We start from the raw sequence: 21,952 nt of genomic DNA on the forward strand, positions 1-21,952 counted from the left end.
TTTGTTTTTTGAATGATTGAAATTTAATCAACAATCACTTGGTATTTCTTTTTCTTCAATATATCCGAAGCTGTTTGGTAATACGATATGGTTTCGTTTATAAGATCTGTTCTTTTGTTGTTTAAAGGAACTTGATCATAATATATTTGAAAATCGGTTGCCGTTTTTTGATCCGGTTTTAAAGTCAATTGAAACTGTTTTACGGTTTGTTTTGGCGAAAGAATTGTCAAAACATTGTCTTTTATCAATCCCAAATCCTGATAAGTTGCAATCAATGCTCTTGGTTTATAATCAGGTTGCAAAACATCCTGTCCATAAAATTTACTTTGATAATCAAAATGCAATAATCCAAAAAGAGTTGGCATAACATCTATTTGAGACATTACATTTGTGTACTTTTGAGGTTCAATAAAACCTGGGCTATAAATCATAGCAGGGATTCTGTATTTGTCAACAGGAAGTTCTGTTTTTCCTGCGCTAGAAGCACAATGATCGGCAAGAATTACAAACACGGTATTTTTGAACCAAGGTTGTTTGCTCGCCATTGCAAAGAATTTTCTCAATGCATAATCAGTATATTTCACACCACCATCACGAGATTTTATGTCACCGGGAATATCAATTTTGTCGTTAGGATATGTAAAAGGACGGTGATTACTCACGGTCATCCAATGGTTAAAAAATGGTTTACCAGTCTTGGCCTCTACATTCATCACTTTTATGGCTTTATTGGCCATATCTTCATCGCAAACTCCCCATACATTTGCAAATGTAATTTCTTCTGGAGTGAATGATTTTTTATCGACAATGTCATAACCATTTCCAGAAAAGAAGTCTTCCATATTGTCAAAAAATGCATCTCCCCCGTAAAGGAATTTTACATTGTATCCTTTTTGTTTAAAAAGTGCACCAGTAGAAAATTTGTTTTTATTGTCTTCTCTTTTTACAACACTTTCTCCGGCAGTAGGAGGAAAGCATAAAGTTACCGCTTCAAGACCACGAACGGTTCTGTTTCCAACTGCATATAAATTGGTAAACAACATACTTTTTTGAGCAATACTGTCCAGGAATGGAGTGATATTTTGCTCGTTTCCGTATGCTTTCATGAAATCAGCACTGTAGCTTTCGATAGTGATTAAAACTACGTTTTTAGTATTTTCAGCCGTGTTGCTTTGTATTTGTCTTATGGTCGATATCCCAGATATAGAAGGGATTTGTTTGTCCAACAAAGCAAATGCTTCATTTTCGGGCAAGGTTTTATAAAATTTAAAATAATCTAATTCACTGTTCATGAAGGCTAGGTAAAAACGGTACATTCCGTTTGCCTGCAGTTCATTAGCAAACACATTTTGAGAGTTTTCTTTTTTGGCCAAATAAGGAACAGCCAATAAGGAAACGCCAAATAAGACAATATAGATAGCTGATAATTTTAATTTCTCATTAAAAGTTGGAATTTCATCAATGTAATTTCTTGTTCTTTTGACAATAAAATAAGTTACTGTTCCAGCAATTAAAAACAATGCCGAAAACAACGGAATCACAGGATAAGATTCCATAATATTTCCAATAACTTCATTAGTGTAAACCAAATAATTTACAGCTATAAAATTGTATTTAACACCAAATTCATTCCAAAAGAAATATTCGCTTATCCCGTTTTGAAGAATTAGAACTACATATAAAAACATCACAAATGAGAATAACCAAAATCTGATTTTGTCTCTGTGTTTTGGTAAAAACAAAAGAAGCCCAAATAACAGCGTTTTAATGCCAGCGAAAATCAAACCGATTTTTGGCAATGCTCCACCATATTCATGTAGAATAGATTTTCCTGACGCAATATATAGTAATAATGCCACTAAGAATCCAAATATAATGTAGCCATACGGCTTGTAGTATTTCGAATTGGATATAAAAATAAGATATAACCATAAAAAGCTTGTTGCTATCACAAACACAAAAGCATCCGAAATCAATCCCATTGAAAAGATTTTGAAACTATCGATAAAAGAAAAAGAGGTTTGTGTAATGGGGTGGAAGACCAAAACGATTCTTAAAACGAAACTTACAAGGATGTAAAAAAGAGCAAGGTTATAAAAAGGGGAAAACTTTTTTAAAAAATTCATAAAGTATTATTTTTTTGCAAAAGTACAGAAATGAATCTAAAATGGTATCTATTTAACAATTCTTTGATTCTTAAATTTGACTTAGGATTCATGTGTTTTATGTATTTACGCCAAAAAGAGCCAGTGTGAAAATTAGTTTTGAACTGGCTCTTTTTAACTTATTTTTTACTTGTATTTAATGTTTAAACTAATAATATCAGAGGTCATATTTGTTGTTCTTGTGTAATGTCCATACCTAATTTCAACAGTATTCCAATGCTTAAGACCAAAGACACCATTAGGCGGAGTGAATTTCATTCCCATTCCAAAGAAACTGCTGTCAAATTTAGATAAATCATAATTACTGGTGTAATATTCATCAGCTGCAGTATGTTCACCGTAGGGTTTGAAATATTTGGTTCCTGTCTGTGTATAATATCTGTAAAACGGACTCAATGAAAATGCCTGTGATAATTTTACAGGGATTTCAATATCGGCGGTATGCGCTTTTAAACTCCAGTCATCAGAATAATATCTATAATAAGCTCTAATAATAAAATTATCGCCTAAAAAATAACTAGCTCTGAATCCAAGAGGAATTTTTAATCTGGTATCAGGCATTTTTTCCTGATGTACAGATCCGTCGGCGAAATATACTCTATGAAAAGGCAGACTTAAATAACCATTTTGACTGATGATATCACCAACAATCATTACCTGAAGTCTTTGGTTTACAACTTGAGAATAACTTAAGGTTCCTGCAAAAGTATTTCGATTAGCACTACCATAACCTTCACTTCCATAAGTACGAAGTTCAATAGGTTCAATCAGTTTCAACTGATCTATATAAGTTTGGATTTTAGCGGTAAATTCTCCGTTTTTATTTTTAGTTTTTTGAGAGAAACTTAGATTTCCTCCAAAAGACTGATAATCAAATTCAGATGATGATGAAACGCCCGCGGAAAATGTTCTTCCCTTTTCTTCATTTTCTCTGATATAACTTAAAGATGGGTAAAAACGAATATCTGAAGATGATGCAGAAGAATTAGCACTCAAATCAATCATATCCGAAGAAGCTGAAGTATAATGATCAATTCCAGCTTCAATGTCAAAGGTGTGTTTGATACCGTTTTCTCCGTATTTGATCAATTTAACATCGATGGTATTTGCAATATCTGTCAGATGTTCAGAGCCAATACCTCCAGTTACTGCCGAATTATTTCCATCTTGTGCATAATAACTCGAAACTAAATTTACTTCATCAACCTTTAATTTTTTGTTTTGATAGCTGGTAGAATCTGTAGCAACATTTTGCGCTCTTAATTGGTATTGAAACAACCCCAATAAAGCAAGTCCTGTAATAAATATTCTTTTCATTTTACTTGTTATGAATGTTAGTTACAGCCACAGCCACCACCGCTTTTTCCTGCATTTGCTCCGGAAGCGCCTTCGCGGTAGGATTGAAAACTAAGTTCTGTCTTCTCGATTTTTCTATTTGCCAGTACCATTTCAGAATCATTAATTCTTCCTTTTTGATATTCTTTCACAGGAGTACAAGAGGTAAACAGCATGCTCATAAAAGCAATACTGTATGACACTAAGAGCATTTTTTGTTTATGCTTTTTCATTTCAAGTTGATGTTTTTTGAAGTGTAAATTTTATTGTTGTCATCAATAATAATGCAATATAAATCGGGTATTTGGTCAATTAAATATAGACCTGCCTTGATTCCCATTACGGCAATTGGAGTTGCCATTGCATCTGCAAATTCGGCATTTGAAGTAATAATAGTAACGCTCTTAATTCCGGATATTGGTAATCCTGTTTTTGGGTCAATGGTATGAGAATATTTTTTACCATTGATGATTACAAATTTTTCATAGTTCCCAGAAGTAGCAACAGCCTTATTGGATATTTCCATAAAAGAAAATGCAGAAGTTGGGGATTCTGGATCAGCTACACCGATGGTCCATTTTTTGCCATTTGGCTGAAAGCCCCATGCCGAAAGATCCCCGCTGGCATTAATGATACCACTTTTTACGTTATGTTTTATAAGTAATTTTTTTGCCATTTCAGCAGCATAACCTTTTCCGATGCCTCCAAAGCCAATTCTCATTCCTTCTTTTTTTAGAAAAACGGTTGTGTTTTCTTTGTCCAGAATTATATTTCTATAATCAATAAGGTGTACCATTTTTAAAGCTGTTTCAGCATCAGGCAGTTTAGTCATTGCTTTGTCAAAATTCCAAAGGCTTTTATCAATACTGCCGTACGAAATATCAAATGCTCCTTGCGTAATTTTTGAAATACCAATACATCTTTCGATGAGATTAAAAACTTCCTGATCTACCTTGACAGGCTGTATCCCTGCGTTATCATTAATCAGATTGGTTTGACTGTCATTTTTATAAGTCGTTAAAAGAGTTTCAATTCTTCTGATTTCGGCAATAGCAAGATTAATATTTGCATTAGCAGTCTTCTCATTTTGGGCAACAACAGTTATAGTAAAGTTGTTCCCCATCAGTTTTAGCGACTGCGAATATTTTTGTTCTATGTTATTTTTTACTATCACAAATTGCTTTTATTTCTGCTGTCCATTGTTCCGGTGTACTCTCTGGTTTTCCGTGCCATATTTTCAACACTTTACCATCGGAATCAAGTAGTAAAGTGAGCGGAAAACTTCCTTCTTTATTATAAATTTCGGCAAGTCCTTCGTTACGTTTAACTTGCTCAGGTGTGCCGATGTTTGCCTTTTTCCGGGGAAAATCAGCATTAACCATTACTAAATTTTCTTTTGCCATATCTGTGAATGCCTGACTTTCAAGGTAACTTTTTCGGAGTACAATACAAGGACCGCACCAGTCAGAACCTGAGAAGTTCAATAAGATTAATTCACTTTTTTCCTTTGCAATTTTCTTTGCATTATTAAAGTCAGGCTCCCATTGTATTGGAAGAACTGCTAGTAACCATATCATTATAATTAGTTTCATATGCATTCTGTTTTAGATAGATACGAAATAACGAATTGTTATACTTCTAATTGCTTTTAATTACTTAAGATTCGATTAATATTAGATCACTATAAAGTTTCTTAGAAATGAGCTTGTACTTAAATCGATGCAATAATGATTTTATTCTTAAATTTGACTTAAGACCTTCTTTTGAATCTAATGTAGCGGCTTATTTTGAGTTAGATTTGTTAAATAATAATCATGACTTTAGAAAAAAAAAAAATATTATGAACAGAAAAGCATTTTTTGAAAAGGTAGGTTTTGGAGCAGTGGCAGTATTTATTCCTGCTTGTATTGCTGGAGTAGCCACAAGTTGCAGTAGTGATTCAAATGGTGGAAATTCGATTGCGACACCTCCAACGAATATTGATTTTAGTCTAGATATCAGCACCGGTTCTTTGTCAACTAATGGAGGCTATTTAGTGACTAATGGAATTGTAGTTGCTAGAACGTTAGCGGGAGGTTTTTTGGCTGTTTCTGCTTCTTGTCCTCATGAAGGAACGAATGTTAAATACAATTCATCTGGAAATGATTTTTATTGCCCTAATCACAATGCTCATTTTACAAATACAGGTGTTGTAACACAAGGTCCAGCGACGAGTAATCTGAAAGAGTATAAAACAACATTGACATATACAACACTTAGGATTTTTTCTTAGTATATTTATCAAAAAGTAAAAATGAAATATCTAATCTATTTTATATTTTTGATTTCAACTGCTTTTGGATATTCCCAAAACTGGAATACCAATTTCGAGGAAGTAAAAGCAAAAGCCGAAAAAGAAAATAAAAATATTTTATTAGTCTTTTCAGGCTCTGATTGGTGTGGACCTTGTATAAAACTAGAAAAAGTAGTTTGGAAATCTCCAGAATTTCAAGTCGAAGCTGACAAAAATTGGGTTATTTATCGAGCGGATTTTCCAAATAAAAGAAAGAATAAGCTTGCTCCTGATATGGTCGAGACTAATAACAAATTAGCGGAGAAATACAATAAAAATGGAATTTTTCCCCTTGTTATGCTTTTAGATCCAAAAGGGAAAGTAATTGGAATGACAGGTTTTAAAAACGTTTCTGCACAAGATTATATTAAACTTATTCATTCATTTAAATGAAAATTCTAGTAGTTGAAGACGAAATAGGAATTGCCAATTTTCTAAAGCAAGGTTTGGAAGAGGAAGGCTATGAAGTAGTAGTAGCACATGATGGAAAATCGGGGCTAGAAATTGCGATGAACCAAAAAGTGGATATTATTTTGTTGGATTGGATTTTGCCTCAAATGTTAGGAATTGACGTCTGTAAAGAAATCCGAAAAGAAGATTCTAAAACACCTATTTTGTTTTTAACGGCCAAAGATACCATTCAGGAAACCATTGAAGGATTGAAGGCTGGAGCCAATGATTATATCAAAAAACCGTTTAGCTTTGATGAATTGGTGGAACGTATCAAAATTCATTTTCGAAATGAAAACCAAAATGATTTGCTTTCGCTTGGAAGAATTAAAATAATGCTGTCAAAACATCAAGTTACATTAAATAATCAAGAGGTTTTGCTTACGCAAAGAGAATACGAGCTATTGGTTTATTTGATAAAAAACAAAGGAAAAGTGTGCACTAGAAACCAAATAATTAATGATGTTTGGGATATTCATTTTGAATATGATACGGGGGTAATTGACGTTTTTATGAATGCCATTCGAAAAAAACTCAATTTGAATAAAGAAGAAGATCTTATAAAAACCATTCGTGGTGTTGGGTATATAGCAAACGATATAAATTAGATTAATGCTTTCATTCTCCTATAAAAACAGAATTGCTTTTAATTATATTCTCAGTACAGCAATATTGATATCGGTAGTGTTTTGCACAATATATGGAATAACAGCTTACAGTATTAATAAGCATATAAACGATGATATTTTAGAAGAATCAAGTGAATATATAGAAGAGGTTAAAATTGATAATAATAATGCTTATCTGATTCAAGTAGACCAATGGAGGGAAAGGGATAATAATAGAGTAAATGTTAATCCCGTTTTTGTTCAGTTTTTGGACGATAACAACAAATTAATTGATAAGTCTCCTAATCTTAAAGGATTTGAACTTAAATTGTATAAACAGAACAAAGACAATCAATTTGTTGATTCCTATTTGAATAAAAAGCCAATAAGACAAATTCAAATCCCTCTTTTTGATAAAGAAAAAAAAGTAGGATACCTTTTTGTTGCAATGTCTTTGGATGAAGCTACATTGATATTGACCAATCTTAGAAATACACTTTTTATAGCTTTTCCATTAATTTTATTGCTCTTATTTTTTATTGCCAGATTTATTGCGGGGCGCAGTATAAAACCAGTAACGCTAATTACCGAAACCTCTAGTAGGATAACAACAGACAATCTGAAAGACAGAATAATTTTGCCTCAAAATAGGGATGAATTATTTGTGCTTTCTAAAACAATTAATGATTTATTGGATCGTATTGAAAATGCTGTCGAAAGAGAAAAGCAATTCACTTCAGATGCTTCTCACGAATTGAGAACTCCTTTAACGGTATTAAAAGGAACTCTTGAAGTTTTGATACGAAAACCAAGAAATCAGACTGAATATGAAGAGAAAATTAATTTCAGCATTTCAGAAGTCAACCGGTTGAATAATTTAGTTGATCAATTGCTTTTGTTGGCTCGATTCGAAAATCATAAACAAAGCTTGCGTATTGAGAAAATCTATTTGAATGCTATAATTCTCGACACCCTCACGTTATATTCAAGTAAAATAAAAGATAAAAACATAGAAATTGTACATGATTTTGCAAAAGATTATTTCATAAAATCCGATAATTATTTAGTCAGTACAATTATTAGCAATATAATTTCAAATGCCATAAAATATTCCAATAAAAATGGTAAAATTTCAATAACTATTTCCAAAAGTGGTATGAAAACAAACTGTATTATTGCTGATAATGGAATTGGAATCTCAGAAACCGATTTGGATAAAATCGTGAATCCGTTTTTTAGATCCAATCCAACTCTTCATCCCGAAATTAAAGGCTCTGGTTTAGGGCTTTCTATCGTTGAACGGATAACGCAATTGTTAAATATTGAATTCAAAATTGAAAGTGAATTAAATAAAGGAACCCAAGTCTATCTTATATTTTAGTAATAAGTTTTTAAAAGCAGCTAAGTGAATTAAGCTAATTTTAATCATTCCTGTTTTTGAATAGCAAACAATTACATTACCTTTAGATAGATAATCTTTTAATAATTAAATCAAATTAAGTTATGAACGATGCACATTTACACATGGTAGTAAACCATTTTCCAATTATAGGAACCATTTTCGGTTTTGGTATTTTAATAGTTGGCTTAGTTTTGAAAAATAAAACACTGATAAATACCTCTTACGCAATATTTATAGTTGCGGCTATTTTTGGAGCAATCAGTATGGCAACTGGAGAAGGGGCAGAGGAATTGGTTGAGGATATGCCAAATATCGGTAAGCAAATTATTCATGAGCATGAAGAATTAGCCGAAAAATTAGCTGTATTGCTTTATGTTTTAGCGGGATTATCCCTTGCGGGTTTGTATTTGAACTTTAAAAACCATGCAAAAGCAAAGCTACTTTCCTTTTTGATACTGGGTGTTGCAACCGCTGGATTATTTCTAGTACAAAAAGTAGGTACTTCAGGAGGAGAAATTCGTCATACCGAAATTAGACCAAATGCCAATACAACGGTTGATGGTTCAGTAAAACAATCAGAAAACCATGAAGATTAGGTTTCTGAACTAAAAATAAAAACAAAAAAGCGATCACAATGATCGCTTTTTTGTTTTTGGAAAACATTGAAAAGTTAACGGTTAATCAACTTTGCTTTTTCCTTAATAATGTCACTTATTTTTTTATTTTCGATTTTACTTTCAAGCCAGGAAATAATATCAAGGTAAAGAAAAGCTCTTTTTTCATAGGTGTTTTTTTCTAATTCGATGAAACGTTCCCTCATTTTTATGAACTCTTTTTTGATATCACTTGGATACAAATTACTCAAATTCTTTAGAAAACGAATAATCTCTTTTTGTACCTCGTGTAGATCATTCATTTTAAGCAAAAATTTATAGGTGTTTTTAAGTTGATTCTCCAAATAATAATCCCTGCCTAGCTCATAATGTGCAATCAAGCATAAAATCCTCGCAAAACACATCAAATCTTCCCTCATCGTGAGGTTTTTATTGTTGATGATTTTCTCAAGATAGACAATACATTCTTGGTACTTTTCATTTCCGAAATAAATACAGGCAATCTTGTAATAAAACATCATCTCATGGTGTTCATCCAAGTGCTCACTGTGAACTTTTATTTTGTTTAAAACCTCAGGAATTAAATATTCGCTTTCAGCAAAAGTACCTTCTAGTATATGATAATTCAGTTTGTTATTATACAAATAAAGAAATGACAGCGAAGCAATATTGTCGTTTACAGGAAAACGAGGATCATTGATCGTTTCTTCCAATAACTCTAAATACTTTTTAAAATTTGATTTGTATTTAAGCATAAATAATGACTCTAATAAATAATGATTCCCTTTCAAAAAGAAAACAGGATTTAGGAAAATCATATTTTTATTGTCATAAAATAAAGTTACCCATTTGTAGGAGTACTTATAACAGGAAAGAAAATCTTGTACTAAGAAACTTCTCCATAAATTGGCATTATAAAACCAATACTTTTCTCTAAACTCAAATTTAGATTGATCTAAATGAGCAATATGTTTATTAAAATAATCATCAATGTATTTATATTCTTCGTCGCTTTTAACAAAGCCAGTTTTTAGCATAATGCCATATAATTGAAGAGATAAATTGGATAATTTACTCGAAATTGTATTGCGATAGTTTAATTCTTTGGCCTGAATAACCAATTCGTCAGCCCGACCTTGAATACTTCTGGTGATGTATTGTGATTCGATCAGTTTTTCAAATTCAACAATTTCAAAAGCCATGTATTTTTCATCATTTTCAATGGCTTGTTGTTTGGTTTTATCTAATATTTTTAAACTTTGCTTGTAAAGGCCTTTATTATAAAGGATTGCAGCAAAATCAATTTGTTCTCTAAGTTGGTAACGAATGTTCTGGCTTGGAATATTCAAGCGAATACTCACTAAAATTTGCTTGTACAAATACGATTTTAGGTTTGATAATTGAGCTTTTTTGATCAAACCATTCTTTAATATTAGTTTTTCATCATACACTTCAGATTTATCCAAAATATTAAATAATTCGATAAACTTAGTATTAGAACTTGTTTCAAGCCGACTTGCAAATATCTTAAATTGTCTTTTTTCAGATTTAGAAAGGGATTTTATTAATACAAATAAAAAATCTTTTTGATGGTTAGCCATTGTATTATAAAAGTATTTAAAATGTTGATTTACAGGTTATTAAGTTGTTATTTTTTACTTTATAAGTAGTATATTTATTTAAAAACAGGTTTAGTTCTAAGTAAATGAAAACTATTTTTGTTTTAAGATGTGAAATTACATTAAATAAATTAAAATGAATAGAGAGAAAGTCCAAATTTTTGATACCACTTTAAGAGACGGAGAACAGGTCCCAGGATGTAAATTAGACACCAACCAAAAACTCGTTATAGCTAACCGCCTTGATGAAATGGGGGTAGATATCATTGAAGCTGGTTTTCCCGTTTCTAGTCCAGGTGATTTTTTATCTGTTTCCGAAATATGTAAAATTGTTAAAAATGCAACAGTTTGTGGTCTTACAAGAGCTGTAGAAAATGATATTGATGTTGCTGCAGCCGCATTAAAACATGCTGTTAGACCTAGAATACATACAGGAATCGGAACTTCTGATTCTCATATCATCCACAAATTGCAGACAACTCGTGAAGATGTAATAGCAAGAGCAAAACATGCTGTTGCCCATGCTAAATCTTATGTTGAAGATGTAGAGTTTTATGCTGAAGATGCAGGTAGAACCGAAAATGCATTCTTGGCAAGAGTTTGCGAAGAAGTAATTAAATCAGGAGCAACAGTTCTTAATATACCTGATACAACTGGATATTGCTTACCAGAAGAGTATGGTGCAAAAATAAAATATCTTAGAGAAAATGTAAAAGGCATTGAGAATGTTATTCTTTCTTGTCATTGTCATAATGATTTAGGAATGGCAACTGCGAATTCAATTGCGGGAGCCATAAATGGTGCTCGTCAAATAGAATGTACTATCAATGGAATAGGGGAGAGAGCTGGAAATACAGCGCTTGAGGAAGTGGTAATGATTTTCAAACAACATCCTTATTTGAATTTATATACAGATATTGACAGTAAACAATTGAACGAAATGAGTAGATTGGTTTCTGAAAGTATGGGAATGATTGTACAGCCTAATAAAGCAATTGTAGGGGCTAATGCTTTTGCACATAGCTCAGGAATTCACCAAGATGGTGTGATCAAAAACAGAGCAACTTATGAAATAATGGATCCTTTAGATGTTGGTGTCAATGAGTCGTCAATTATTCTAACCGCAAGAAGTGGTAGAGCTGCTTTGGCTTACAGAGCCAAAAAAGTAGGCTATGAACTTACAAAAGTGCAATTGGATATCGTATATGTTGAATTTTTGAAATTTGCTGATATCAAAAAAGAAGTTTTGGATGCTGATATTCATCAAATTATTGAAGCAAGTAAAATAAGCGTTTATTAATTTTATTTGATATAATTTACTTTTAAAAATAAATATTATGAACTTAAAAATAGCAGTACTTTCAGGAGATGGCATAGGTCCAGAGGTTATTTTACAAGCTAAAAAAGCATTGTACGCTATTAGTGTTGCCTACAATCATGAGTTTATTTTTGAAGATGCTTTAATAGGAGCAACAGCCATTGAGAAAACAAGAAATCCATTGCCAGAGCAAACGCTGAATCTTTGTTTAAATACTGATGCAGTATTGTTTGGAGCTATTGGAAATCCAAAATACGATAACAATCCAGAATCAAAAGTTCGTCCAGAGCAAGGATTATTAAAGCTTAGAAAAGAATTGGGGCTTTATGCTAATATTAGACCGATTAAACCTTTCAAAAATCTATTGGATGCATCTCCTATAAAAAGAGAGGTTATTGAAAATGTAGATTTTGTGATTTTTAGAGAATTGACGGGAGGTTCTTATTATGGTGAGAAAGTGATTAATGAAGAAGGTACTTTCGCATCAGATATATGTGAATATTCTGAAAATGAAATTAACCGTATTACGCATCAAGCATTCAAAGCAGCACAAGGTAGAAGAAAAAAAGTGACATTGGTGGATAAAGCTAATGTGTTGGAAACTTCTAGATTGTGGAGAAAAATTGTTAAAAATATTGCTCTTCAATATCCAGACGTGAAATTGGAATGTCAATATATTGATAATGTTGCCATGCAAATAATCACGGATCCAAAACAATACGATGTAATCTTAACCGAAAATTTATTTGGTGATATTCTGTCAGATGAAGCTTGTGCTATTATGGGATCTATCGGTTTGATGGCTTCGGCATCTGTTGGAAATAATAAAGCGCTTTTTGAGCCTATTCATGGCTCTTATCCACGAGCAAAAGGTAAAAATATAGCTAATCCTATAGCTTCTATTTTATCTGCAGCGATGTTGTTAGAACACTTTGGATTAGATAAAGAAGCCAAAAAAGTATATGAAGCTGTTGAGAAAGCTATTGAATATAAAGTGGTTACCATTGATTTGAATCCAGGTTCAAGATTCGGGACTAATGATGTTGGGGATTTTATCTCAAATGTCATATTAAGTAAAGATGATTTGTACTTCAAAAACGATAATGTTCAAATTGGACAATCAACTATCGTTTAGTTAATAAAAATCATAAAATATTGCGTTATATCACTAAAAACTCTTAGTTTGTTGATAAAATGTTTTTTTATTGGATTTGTTTTTTATACTTTTGCAGAGTTAAAAATTAAAAAAAATGAAACGCATTACCAACGTCCTTTTAGTTCTAAGTGTCATTGTGATTATCACATATGAAAAGGGATTGGTATAAATATAAGTGAAAACATATTTAAAACCTCCCATAATTTTGGGAGGTTTTTTTTTAGATAAAATTTAAAATACACAAATTAATAATAGAATGGAATTAAATAAATACAGCAAGATAATCACGCAAGACGAAACACAACCAGCTTCTCAAGCTATGTTCTACGGAATTGGTTTGACGGAAGAGGATCTTAAAAAAGCACAGGTAGGAATTGTGAGTATGGGGTACGACGGAAATCCTTGTAACATGCACTTAAATGACTTGGCTAAAGATATTAAAACTGGCGTCTGGAAAGAAGATTTAGTTGGATTGATTTTTAATACTATTGGTGTAAGTGATGGTATTTCTAATGGTAATGATGGAATGCGTTTTTCTCTGGTTTCTCGTGATGTAATTGCAGATTCTATCGAAACGGTTATGGGAGCACAATGGTATGATGGTTTGATTGCTGTTCCAGGTTGTGATAAAAATATGCCAGGAGCTTTAATGGCTATGGGTAGAGTAAATCGCCCTTCTATTATGGTTTATGGAGGATCTATTCACCCAGGAAAATGGAAAGGTGAAGATTTGAATATAGTTTCTGCTTTTGAAGCTTTAGGTAAAAAAATTAAGAACACGATTACACCTGAAGATTTCAAAGGAGTAATTCAAAATGCTTGCCCAGGTGCAGGTGCTTGTGGTGGAATGTATACTGCAAATACAATGTCATCAGCAATTGAAGCATTAGGAATGAGTTTGCCTTACAGTTCTTCTAATCCTGCTTTGAGCGCTGAAAAGAAACAAGAATGTGTTGATGCTGGTAAAGCAATCAGAATATTATTAGAAAAAGATATTAAGCCTAGAGATATCATGACCCGTAAAGCATTTGAAAATGCAATTACAATGGTAGCTGTTTTGGGCGGTTCTACAAATGCGGTAATGCATTTAATTGCAATGGCACATGCTGTAGGTATTGAATTGACATTGAAAGATTTCCAAGATATCAGTGATAAAACACCATTATTAGCCGACTTGAAACCAAGTGGTAAATATTTAATGGAAGATTTACATAATGTAGGAGGTGTTCCTGCGGTAATGAAATATTTATTGAAGGAAGGTCTGTTACACGGTGATTGTTTAACAGTAACAGGAAAAACAATTGCGGAGAATTTAGCATCAGTTCCTGATTTACATGATGGACAAGAAGTGATTCATGAAATCCAAAAGGCATTAAAAGCGACTGGAAATATTCAAATTCTATACGGAAACTTAGCAACAGAAGGTTGTGTTGCCAAAATCAGCGGTAAAGAAGGAGAGTTTTTTGAAGGTACAGCAGTAGTTTTTGAAGGTGAAAAAGATGTAATTAGAGGAATTCAAGCAGGTGAAGTGAAACCTGGAAACGTAGTGATTATTCGTTACTGTGGTCCAAAAGGTGGTCCTGGTATGTCTGAAATGTTAAAGCCAACGTCTGCTATTATGGGGGCTGGTTTAGGAAATTCGGTTGCTTTGATTACTGACGGACGTTTCTCTGGAGGTTCACACGGTTTTGTCGTCGGACACGTTACTCCAGAAGCATATGAAGGCGGTGGAATTGCATTAATAGAAAATGGAGATGTCATTACAATTGATGCTGTAAATAATACTATTAACATGAAAATTTCTGATGAAGAATTGGCACATCGTAAGGCCAATTGGAAAAGACCAGAATCACCAATCAAACAAGGAGTTTTGCTTAAATATATGCGTTCGGTCTCCAGTGCCTCTGAGGGATGTGTTACCGACAAATAATTTAATAAAAACTAACAAGCCTCTAAGTCTAAAATTATAAAGATTTATAGGTAAAAAATATAAATAAAATGAAAATATCAGGAGCAGAAGCCGTTATAAGATGCTTATTAGCCGAAGGAGTTGACCTAGTTTATGGTTATCCTGGAGGAGCGATAATGCCTGTATATGACGAATTATATAAATTTCAAGATCAATTGCATCACGTTTTGGTACGTCATGAACAAGGTGCAACGCATGCTGCACAAGGGTTTGCAAGAGCTACAGGAAAAGTTGGAGTTGCAATTGCTACTTCTGGACCAGGAGCAACTAATTTAGTTACAGGAATAGCCGATGCTCAAATAGATTCTACCCCAATGGTATGTATCACAGGGCAAGTTGGTAAACATTTATTGGGATCGGATGCTTTTCAGGAGACTGATATCATTGGAATATCTACTCCAGTAACTAAATGGAATTATCAAATTACCGAAGCACATGAAATTCCGGAAATTATTGCGAAAGCATTCTTTATAGCAAGATCAGGCCGTCCAGGGCCAGTATTGATAGACATTACAAAAAATGCTCAATTTGACGAACTGGATTTTAGTTATGAAAAATGTACTAGTATTAGAAGCTATACACCAAGACCTACTTTAAATCTTGAAAAAGTTAAAGAAGCTGCCGATTTAATAAACAATGCCAAAAAACCATATATCATTTTTGGTCAAGGAATTATCTTAAGTGAAGCCGAAGAACAGTTAAAAGCTTTGATCGAAAAAACTGGTATTCCTGCAGCTTGGACAATTTTGGGTCTTTCAGCTTTGCCAACAGACCACCCTTTGAATGTTGGTATGTTAGGGATGCATGGGAATTACGGTCCAAATATTTTAACTAATGAATGCGATGTATTGATTGCATTGGGAATGCGCTTTGATGACCGTGTGACAGGAAATCTGGCAACTTATGCTAAACAAGCAAAAGTAATTCACTTTGAAATTGATCCTGCTGAAGTGGATAAAAACGTAAAAACAACAGTAGCAGTATTGGCAGATGTGAAAGAAGCATTGAACGCTTTGATTCCTCTTGTTGAAAGTAATTCGCATGAAGCATGGCATAATGAGTTCAAAGAAAAATATAAAATAGAACTGGAATCAGTTATCAATGAAGAGTTAAACCCATCTAAGAATCATGGTATTTCTATGGGTGAAACTATAGAAATGATCAATAAACATTCTAATGGTGATGCTATTATGGTTTCGGATGTGGGACAACACCAAATGTTTACTTGTCGTTATTCTAAATTCAATAAATCTAAAAGTAATATTACATCAGGAGGTTTAGGAACGATGGGATTTGCTTTACCAGCAGCTATTGGTGCAAAAATGGGAATGCCAGAAAGAGAAGTTGTCGCAATTATTGGTGACGGTGGTTTTCAAATGACAATTCAAGAGCTGGGTACTATTTTTCAAACTAAGGTTCCCGTTAAAATTGTGGTATTGAACAATGAATTTTTAGGAATGGTGCGTCAATGGCAAGAACTATTTTTTGATAATAGATATGCTTCTACCAAAATGATAAACCCAAACTTTATTGCAATTGCCGAGGGATATTATATCAAATCAAAAAAAGTAACCAAACGAGAAGATTTAGATGCTGCCGTTGCCGAAATGATGGCTTCAAAAGATTCTTATTTCTTGGAAGTAATGGTTGAAAAAGAAAATAACGTATTTCCGATGATCCCAACAGGAGCTTCAGTTTCTGATATAAGATTAAATTAAATCGTTATTGAGTTAGTCGTTTAAACGGTTAACCAATTAAACATAAAATAGTATGGAAAATAAAATGTTCACCATTTCTGTTTATTCAGAAAATAATGTTGGTTTACTAAATAGAATATCGGGTATATTCTTGAAACGCCACATCAATATATTGAGTCTAAATGTTTCCGAATCTGAAATTGAAAATGTTTCAAGATTTGTAATTGTTGTAAATACCACGGAAAAATGGGTGCAAAACATTGTAGGTCAAATAGAAAAACAAATTGAAGTTATCAAAGCATTTTATCACATCGATGAGGAGACTATCTTTTTGGAAAGTGCAATCTTCAAAATAGAATCTAGCTTACTTTTTGACGAAAGACAAATTCAGAATATCATAAAAGACAGTAAATCTGAAATAGTTACAGTATCTAGAGAGTTTTTTGTGATTTCAAAATCGGGTAAACGATCAGAAATTGAAGAATTATATGCAAAGTTAAAACCTTTCGGAATTATGCAGTTCGTTCGTTCTGGTAGAATATCAATTTCGAAAGAAAAAATGGAAATATCAACATTATTAGAAGCATTAAAATAAACCCAATCTGTAATAGCGATAAACAATTTTTACAGATTACAATTTTCAATTATTAAATTTTACATTCATTAAATATTAAAAAAAATGGCAAATTATTTCAATTCATTACCACTTAGATTACAATTAGAACAATTAGGAGTTTGCGAATTCATGGATCAATCAGAATTTGCAAATGGAATAGAAGCATTAGCAGGAAAAAAAGTAGTCATTGTAGGTTGTGGAGCTCAAGGTTTAAATCAAGGTTTAAACATGAGAGATTCAGGTTTAGATATTTCTTATGCATTACGTGCTGACGCTATAGCTGAAAAAAGAGCTTCTTTTAAAAATGCTTCTGATAATGGATTCAAAGTGGGAACTTATGATGAATTAATTCCAACTGCTGACTTAGTATGTAACCTTACACCAGATAAACAACACACTGCTGTAGTTACAGCAATCATGCCATTGATGAAACAAGGAGCTACTTTAGCTTATTCTCATGGATTTAATATCGTTGAAGAAGGAATGCAAATTCGTAAAGACTTAACTGTTATTATGTGTGCTCCTAAATGTCCAGGATCTGAAGTACGTGAAGAATACAAAAGAGGTTTTGGTGTGCCAACTCTTATTGCAGTTCACCCAGAAAATGACCCAAATGGAGAAGGGTTAGATCAAGCAAAAGCATATGCAGTTGCAACTGGAGGTCACAAAGCGGGAGTTTTAAGATCTTCGTTTGTAGCCGAAGTAAAATCAGATTTAATGGGTGAGCAAACTATTCTTTGTGGATTATTGCAAACTGGTTCTATTTTGTGTTTTGACAAAATGGTTGAAAAAGGAATCGATTCAGCTTATGCTTCAAAATTGATTCAATACGGATGGGAAACTATCACAGAAGCTTTGAAACATGGTGGTATCACAAATATGATGGATCGTCTTTCAAACCCTGCAAAAATCGAAGCTTATGAATTGGCTGACGAATTAAAAGACATCATGCGTCCATTATTCCAAAAACACCAAGATGATATTATTTCTGGAGAATTCTCAAGAACTATGATGATTGATTGGGCTAATGATGATGTGAATTTATTAAAATGGAGAGCTGCAACAGGAGAAACTAACTTCGAAAAAACTGCTCCACAAGAAGCTCCAATCGCTGAGCAGGAATATTTTGATAATGGAGTTTTAATGATTGCAATGGTAAAAGCTGGTGTTGAATTGGCTTTTGAAACAATGACTGAAGCTGGAATTATTGAAGAGTCAGCTTACTATGAGTCATTACACGAATTGCCTTTGATTGCTAACACAATTGCAAGAAAAAAATTGTTTGAAATGAATCGTGTTATTTCGGATACTGCTGAGTACGGATGTTATTTATTCGATCACGCTTGCAAACCGTTATTGACTGAATTCATGAAAACTGTTGAAACCAATATTATTGGGAAACCTTTTTCTACTACAAATGGTGTAGATAATGCAGTACTTATCGCGGTTAATAAAAGTATTCGTCAACATCCAATTGAAGAAGTTGGAGCTTGGTTGAGAGAATCTATGACTGCAATGAAAAAAATTGGATAAATAAAATAAAGATTAGGATTACCACACATGAGGGTGTGCTGGGATTTGCATAATATCAAATAGGTTTAAATATTTTGAATTAGTAAGCACTTATTGGACAGTTGATGATATTTTATGCTTTTACATTCACTTAACTTCAAACGAGTTGTAAGTTAAGTGAAGTAATCCCTAGTTTGTTTTTATAAAGAGATTCTTTTGATTAAAAAGAAAGAATATAATTGTTGTTAAATATTGTTAATAAAAGGGCATTTTAGTTTTCTATTATGTCCTTTTCTTGCTTTAAATATGTAGATAAAACTAAAACGTTATGAAAAATTCATAAAATTTTGAAGAAGTGCCGTTTTTTATTATGTTTTTGAAACATTTTGCAAATTAATAGTTTTGAAAACCGAACAGATTTAATACTTTTATAAAAAAATTAAAAAAGATGAGTTATTTTAAAATTGACAGTTTAGAACAATACTTTAAACATTATAATAAATCAATACGTGAACCTCGAAAATTCTGGGGAAAAATTGCTGAAGAGAACTTCACTTGGTATCAATACTGGGATAAAGTTGTCGATTTTAATATGGCTGATGCCGAAGTAAAATGGTTCGTTGACGCAAAAGTCAATATTACAAAAAACTGTATCGATAGACATTTGGCGAAAAAAGGTGAAAAAACAGCTATTATTTTTGAACCTAACGACCCTTCTGAAGAAGCATTACATATAAGTTATAACGAATTATATGAGCGTGTTTCCAAAATGGCCAATGTTTTAAGAGAACAAGGCATTACCAAAGGAGACCGTGTTTGTATTTATTTACCAATGATACCTGAATTGGCGATAGCAGTTTTGGCTTGCGCCAGAATTGGAGCGATACATTCTGTTATTTTTGCTGGTTTTTCTGCATCTGCTGTGGCTTCAAGGATAAATGACAGTGAATGTAAAATGGTAATTACTTCTGATGGAGGTTACCGTGGAAATAAAACTATTGATTTAAAAGGGATTATTGATGATGCTTTAGAAAATTGTCCAACTGTAACTTCAGTTTTAGTGGCTAAAAGAACTAATGCCGAAATCAAAATGAAAGCTGGTCGTGACCAATGGTTGGCTCCACTTCTTGACAACGCAATGAATAATAGTGTTGCCGAAATTATGGATGCTGAAGACCCTTTGTTTATATTATATACATCAGGATCTACAGGAAAACCAAAAGGAATGGTTCATACTACGGCTGGTTACATGGTTTATACAGCCTATACATTTAAGAATGTATTCAACTACGAAGAGAATGATATTTTTTGGTGTACTGCCGATATCGGTTGGATTACTGGTCACTCTTATATATTGTACGGTCCATTATTGAATGGAGCAACTACAGTAATTTTTGAAGGAATTCCTTCTTATCCTGATTTTAGTCGTTTTTGGGAAACAATCGAAAAACATAAAGTTACCCAGTTCTATACTGCACCAACAGCCATTCGTGCTTTGGCCAAAGAGAATTTATCTTATGTTCAAAAATTCCCTTTAAAATCACTGAAAGTTATTGGTTCTGTTGGAGAACCTATTAATGAGGAAGCTTGGCACTGGTTTAATGACCACGTAGGAGGGAAGCGTTGCCCTGTTGTAGATACTTGGTGGCAAACTGAAACTGGTGGTATTATGATTGCACCATTGGCATTTACTACACCTACAAAACCAACATATGCTACATTGCCATTACCTGGTATTCAGCCAGTTTTGATGGATGAGAAGCGCAATGAAATTGAAGGTAATCAAGTGGATGGTAGTTTGTGTATCAAATTTCCATGGCCAGGTATTGCAAGAACTATTTGGGGAGATCATCAAAGATATAAAGACACTTATTTCTCTACTTTTCCAGGTAAATATTTTACTGGAGATGGTGCTTTACGTGATGAAGTAGGTTATTACAGAATCACTGGACGTGTGGATGATGTAGTGATTGTTTCTGGACATAATTTAGGAACAGCACCTATTGAAGATGCTATTAATGAACACCCAGCTGTTGCTGAGTCTGCAATTGTTGGCTTCCCACATGATATTAAAGGAAATGCATTGTATGGTTATGTAATATTGAAAGAATCTGGAGAGTATAGAGATAGAGACAATTTGATTAAAGAGATTAATCAACATGTGTCTGATCACATTGGACCAATTGCTAAGCTTGACAAAATTCAATTTGTAAACGGTTTACCAAAAACTAGATCAGGAAAAATTATGCGACGTATTTTGCGTAAAATAGCCGAAGGAGATTATTCTAATTTCGGTGATATTACAACATTATTAAATCCAGAAATTGTTGATGAAATTGTAAAAGGGAAAATAGTATAATGCTATTTAGCCTATAACTTCTATAAAAGCTGCTTCAATATTTGAAGCAGTTTTTTTTTGCTTCAGTTTTTTTTGATTCATATTACTTCAATTTTACATAAAAGAATAATGCTGAAAGCTTTATATTTTGGACTAATGTTAAATTTTTATTAATTGAAGTAACATTATGATGAAAACAAAGTCTATTGAATATCAGTTTGTTATAAAATAGATTTTTATGATACTTAAGTTAAATAGTACAGGGTTTATTTTTCCCAATAAAAACGCTTTAAATGTTAATATAAAGTTAAAATTAAGTACTATGTGATGCACAATACCTTTTTTAAGACATATATTTGTATAGGATATTATTATATGAATCAAGTTTAATAAATCAAAAATCAATCATCAATCAAAAAATTAATTATTATGAAAAAACCAATCGTTTATTTAGGAGTAGCTTTAGTAGCTTTTGCAAATGTTTCTTTAGCATCAAATGGAAATTCATTTTCTGAAATCAAAAACAAAATCGAATTCAATGAAACAATAACACCTTTGAGTGTTGCTATTAGTAAAGGGGATATAGAGTCTGTAAAAAAGTTTATTGAATATGGTGCTGATGTAAATGAGAAATCAAATGGCTTGAGTCCATTAATGATTGCAGCTCGTTATAACAAAACCGAAATAATTAAATTTTTACTTTCAAAAGGAGCTCGTCTTAAAGAAAAAGATGAAAATGGGTATACTGCTTTGAAATATGCTGAATTATCAAATGCAAATGAAGCTATTCAACTTTTGAAACAAAATTAAAAATTATTATA

The 21,952-nt window shown here is 32.5% G+C and carries 19 protein-coding genes; 13 read left to right on the forward strand and 6 right to left on the reverse strand.

Annotation, left to right across the window (positions count from 1 at the left end; translation table 11 throughout):
* Positions 1-23: 23 nt before the first annotated feature.
* The 5 genes from AC1DY0_RS14415 to AC1DY0_RS14435 all read right to left on the reverse strand — a co-directional run bounded on the left by AC1DY0_RS14415 (position 24) and on the right by AC1DY0_RS14435 (position 5,092).
* Positions 24-2,126 (reverse strand): LTA synthase family protein, encoded by a 2,103-nt coding sequence (locus tag AC1DY0_RS14415; RefSeq protein ID WP_477189285.1) that lies wholly within the window; start codon positions 2,124-2,126, stop codon positions 24-26.
* 165 nt (positions 2,127-2,291) lie between these two features.
* Positions 2,292-3,482 carry a DUF3570 domain-containing protein gene (locus AC1DY0_RS14420; RefSeq protein ID WP_477189286.1) on the reverse strand — a complete coding sequence of 397 codons (1,191 nt, stop codon included), beginning with the start codon at positions 3,480-3,482 and terminating at the stop codon, positions 2,292-2,294.
* 17 nt (positions 3,483-3,499) lie between these two features.
* Positions 3,500-3,712 (reverse strand): DUF4266 domain-containing protein, encoded by a 213-nt coding sequence (locus tag AC1DY0_RS14425; RefSeq protein WP_477189310.1) that lies wholly within the window; start codon positions 3,710-3,712, stop codon positions 3,500-3,502.
* A 17-nt stretch (positions 3,713-3,729) separates the two neighbouring features.
* Entirely contained in the window at positions 3,730-4,623 is an 894-nt protein-coding gene (locus AC1DY0_RS14430; protein WP_477189287.1) for an FAD:protein FMN transferase, read from the reverse strand.
* Between the two features lie 34 nt (positions 4,624-4,657).
* The gene (locus tag AC1DY0_RS14435) at positions 4,658-5,092 is read right to left on the reverse strand and encodes a thioredoxin family protein (protein WP_477189288.1); all 435 of its coding nucleotides are present in this window, start codon (positions 5,090-5,092) and stop codon (positions 4,658-4,660) included.
* A gap of 107 nt (positions 5,093-5,199) precedes the next feature.
* On the opposite strand from AC1DY0_RS14435, the gene AC1DY0_RS14440 reads away from it, so the two are divergent.
* The 5 genes from AC1DY0_RS14440 (at position 5,200) to AC1DY0_RS14460 (ending at position 8,888) form a co-directional block, all read left to right on the forward strand.
* Positions 5,200-5,772, forward strand: coding sequence for a QcrA and Rieske domain-containing protein (locus AC1DY0_RS14440; RefSeq protein ID WP_477189289.1), 573 nt, complete (start codon positions 5,200-5,202; stop codon positions 5,770-5,772).
* A gap of 21 nt (positions 5,773-5,793) precedes the next feature.
* Positions 5,794-6,225 carry a thioredoxin family protein gene (locus AC1DY0_RS14445; RefSeq protein ID WP_477189290.1) on the forward strand — a complete coding sequence of 144 codons (432 nt, stop codon included), beginning with the start codon at positions 5,794-5,796 and terminating at the stop codon, positions 6,223-6,225.
* Positions 6,222-6,890, forward strand: a complete 669-nt coding sequence (locus AC1DY0_RS14450) for a response regulator transcription factor (RefSeq protein ID WP_477189291.1) — start codon at positions 6,222-6,224, stop codon at positions 6,888-6,890. The genes AC1DY0_RS14445 and AC1DY0_RS14450 overlap by 4 nt, the downstream gene beginning before the upstream one ends.
* 4 nt (positions 6,891-6,894) lie before the next feature.
* Entirely contained in the window at positions 6,895-8,271 is a 1,377-nt protein-coding gene (locus AC1DY0_RS14455) for a sensor histidine kinase (RefSeq protein ID WP_477189292.1), read from the forward strand.
* Positions 8,272-8,393: 122 nt separating this feature from the next.
* Complete coding sequence (locus AC1DY0_RS14460) at positions 8,394-8,888, forward strand: DUF2231 domain-containing protein (protein WP_477189293.1); 495 nt, start codon at positions 8,394-8,396, stop codon at positions 8,886-8,888.
* 74 nt (positions 8,889-8,962) lie between these two features.
* Here the strand turns inward: AC1DY0_RS14460 and AC1DY0_RS14465 are convergent, their stop codons facing one another.
* Entirely contained in the window at positions 8,963-10,507 is a 1,545-nt protein-coding gene (locus tag AC1DY0_RS14465) for a hypothetical protein (protein ID WP_477189294.1), read from the reverse strand.
* Positions 10,508-10,661: 154 nt separating this feature from the next.
* Here AC1DY0_RS14465 and AC1DY0_RS14470 point away from each other — a divergent pair, with 154 nt between their 5' ends.
* From AC1DY0_RS14470 to AC1DY0_RS14505, 8 genes are all read left to right on the forward strand, one after another.
* Entirely contained in the window at positions 10,662-11,825 is a 1,164-nt protein-coding gene (locus AC1DY0_RS14470; RefSeq protein WP_477189295.1) for a 2-isopropylmalate synthase, read from the forward strand.
* 37 nt (positions 11,826-11,862) lie between these two features.
* Complete coding sequence (leuB, locus tag AC1DY0_RS14475) at positions 11,863-12,978, forward strand: 3-isopropylmalate dehydrogenase (protein WP_116798073.1); 1,116 nt, start codon at positions 11,863-11,865, stop codon at positions 12,976-12,978.
* Between the two features lie 277 nt (positions 12,979-13,255).
* Positions 13,256-14,929, forward strand: coding sequence for a dihydroxy-acid dehydratase (gene ilvD / locus AC1DY0_RS14480; protein ID WP_477189296.1), 1,674 nt, complete (start codon positions 13,256-13,258; stop codon positions 14,927-14,929).
* A gap of 68 nt (positions 14,930-14,997) precedes the next feature.
* Positions 14,998-16,686: a biosynthetic-type acetolactate synthase large subunit gene (ilvB, locus tag AC1DY0_RS14485; protein ID WP_477189297.1), complete on the forward strand. Its 1,689-nt coding sequence runs from the start codon at positions 14,998-15,000 to the stop codon at positions 16,684-16,686.
* Between the two features lie 52 nt (positions 16,687-16,738).
* Complete coding sequence (gene ilvN, locus AC1DY0_RS14490) at positions 16,739-17,260, forward strand: acetolactate synthase small subunit (protein ID WP_477189298.1); 522 nt, start codon at positions 16,739-16,741, stop codon at positions 17,258-17,260.
* Positions 17,261-17,344: 84 nt separating this feature from the next.
* Positions 17,345-18,814: a ketol-acid reductoisomerase gene (ilvC, locus tag AC1DY0_RS14495; protein WP_477189299.1), complete on the forward strand. Its 1,470-nt coding sequence runs from the start codon at positions 17,345-17,347 to the stop codon at positions 18,812-18,814.
* 427 nt (positions 18,815-19,241) lie between these two features.
* A complete protein-coding gene (acs, locus tag AC1DY0_RS14500) occupies positions 19,242-21,152 on the forward strand; it encodes an acetate--CoA ligase (RefSeq protein WP_477189300.1) in 1,911 nt (636 codons plus the stop codon).
* A gap of 408 nt (positions 21,153-21,560) precedes the next feature.
* A complete protein-coding gene (locus tag AC1DY0_RS14505) occupies positions 21,561-21,941 on the forward strand; it encodes an ankyrin repeat domain-containing protein (protein ID WP_477189301.1) in 381 nt (126 codons plus the stop codon).
* The last annotated feature ends 11 nt before the right edge of the window (positions 21,942-21,952 follow it).

This window comes from Flavobacterium sp. P1_E4, from assembly GCF_056405915.1.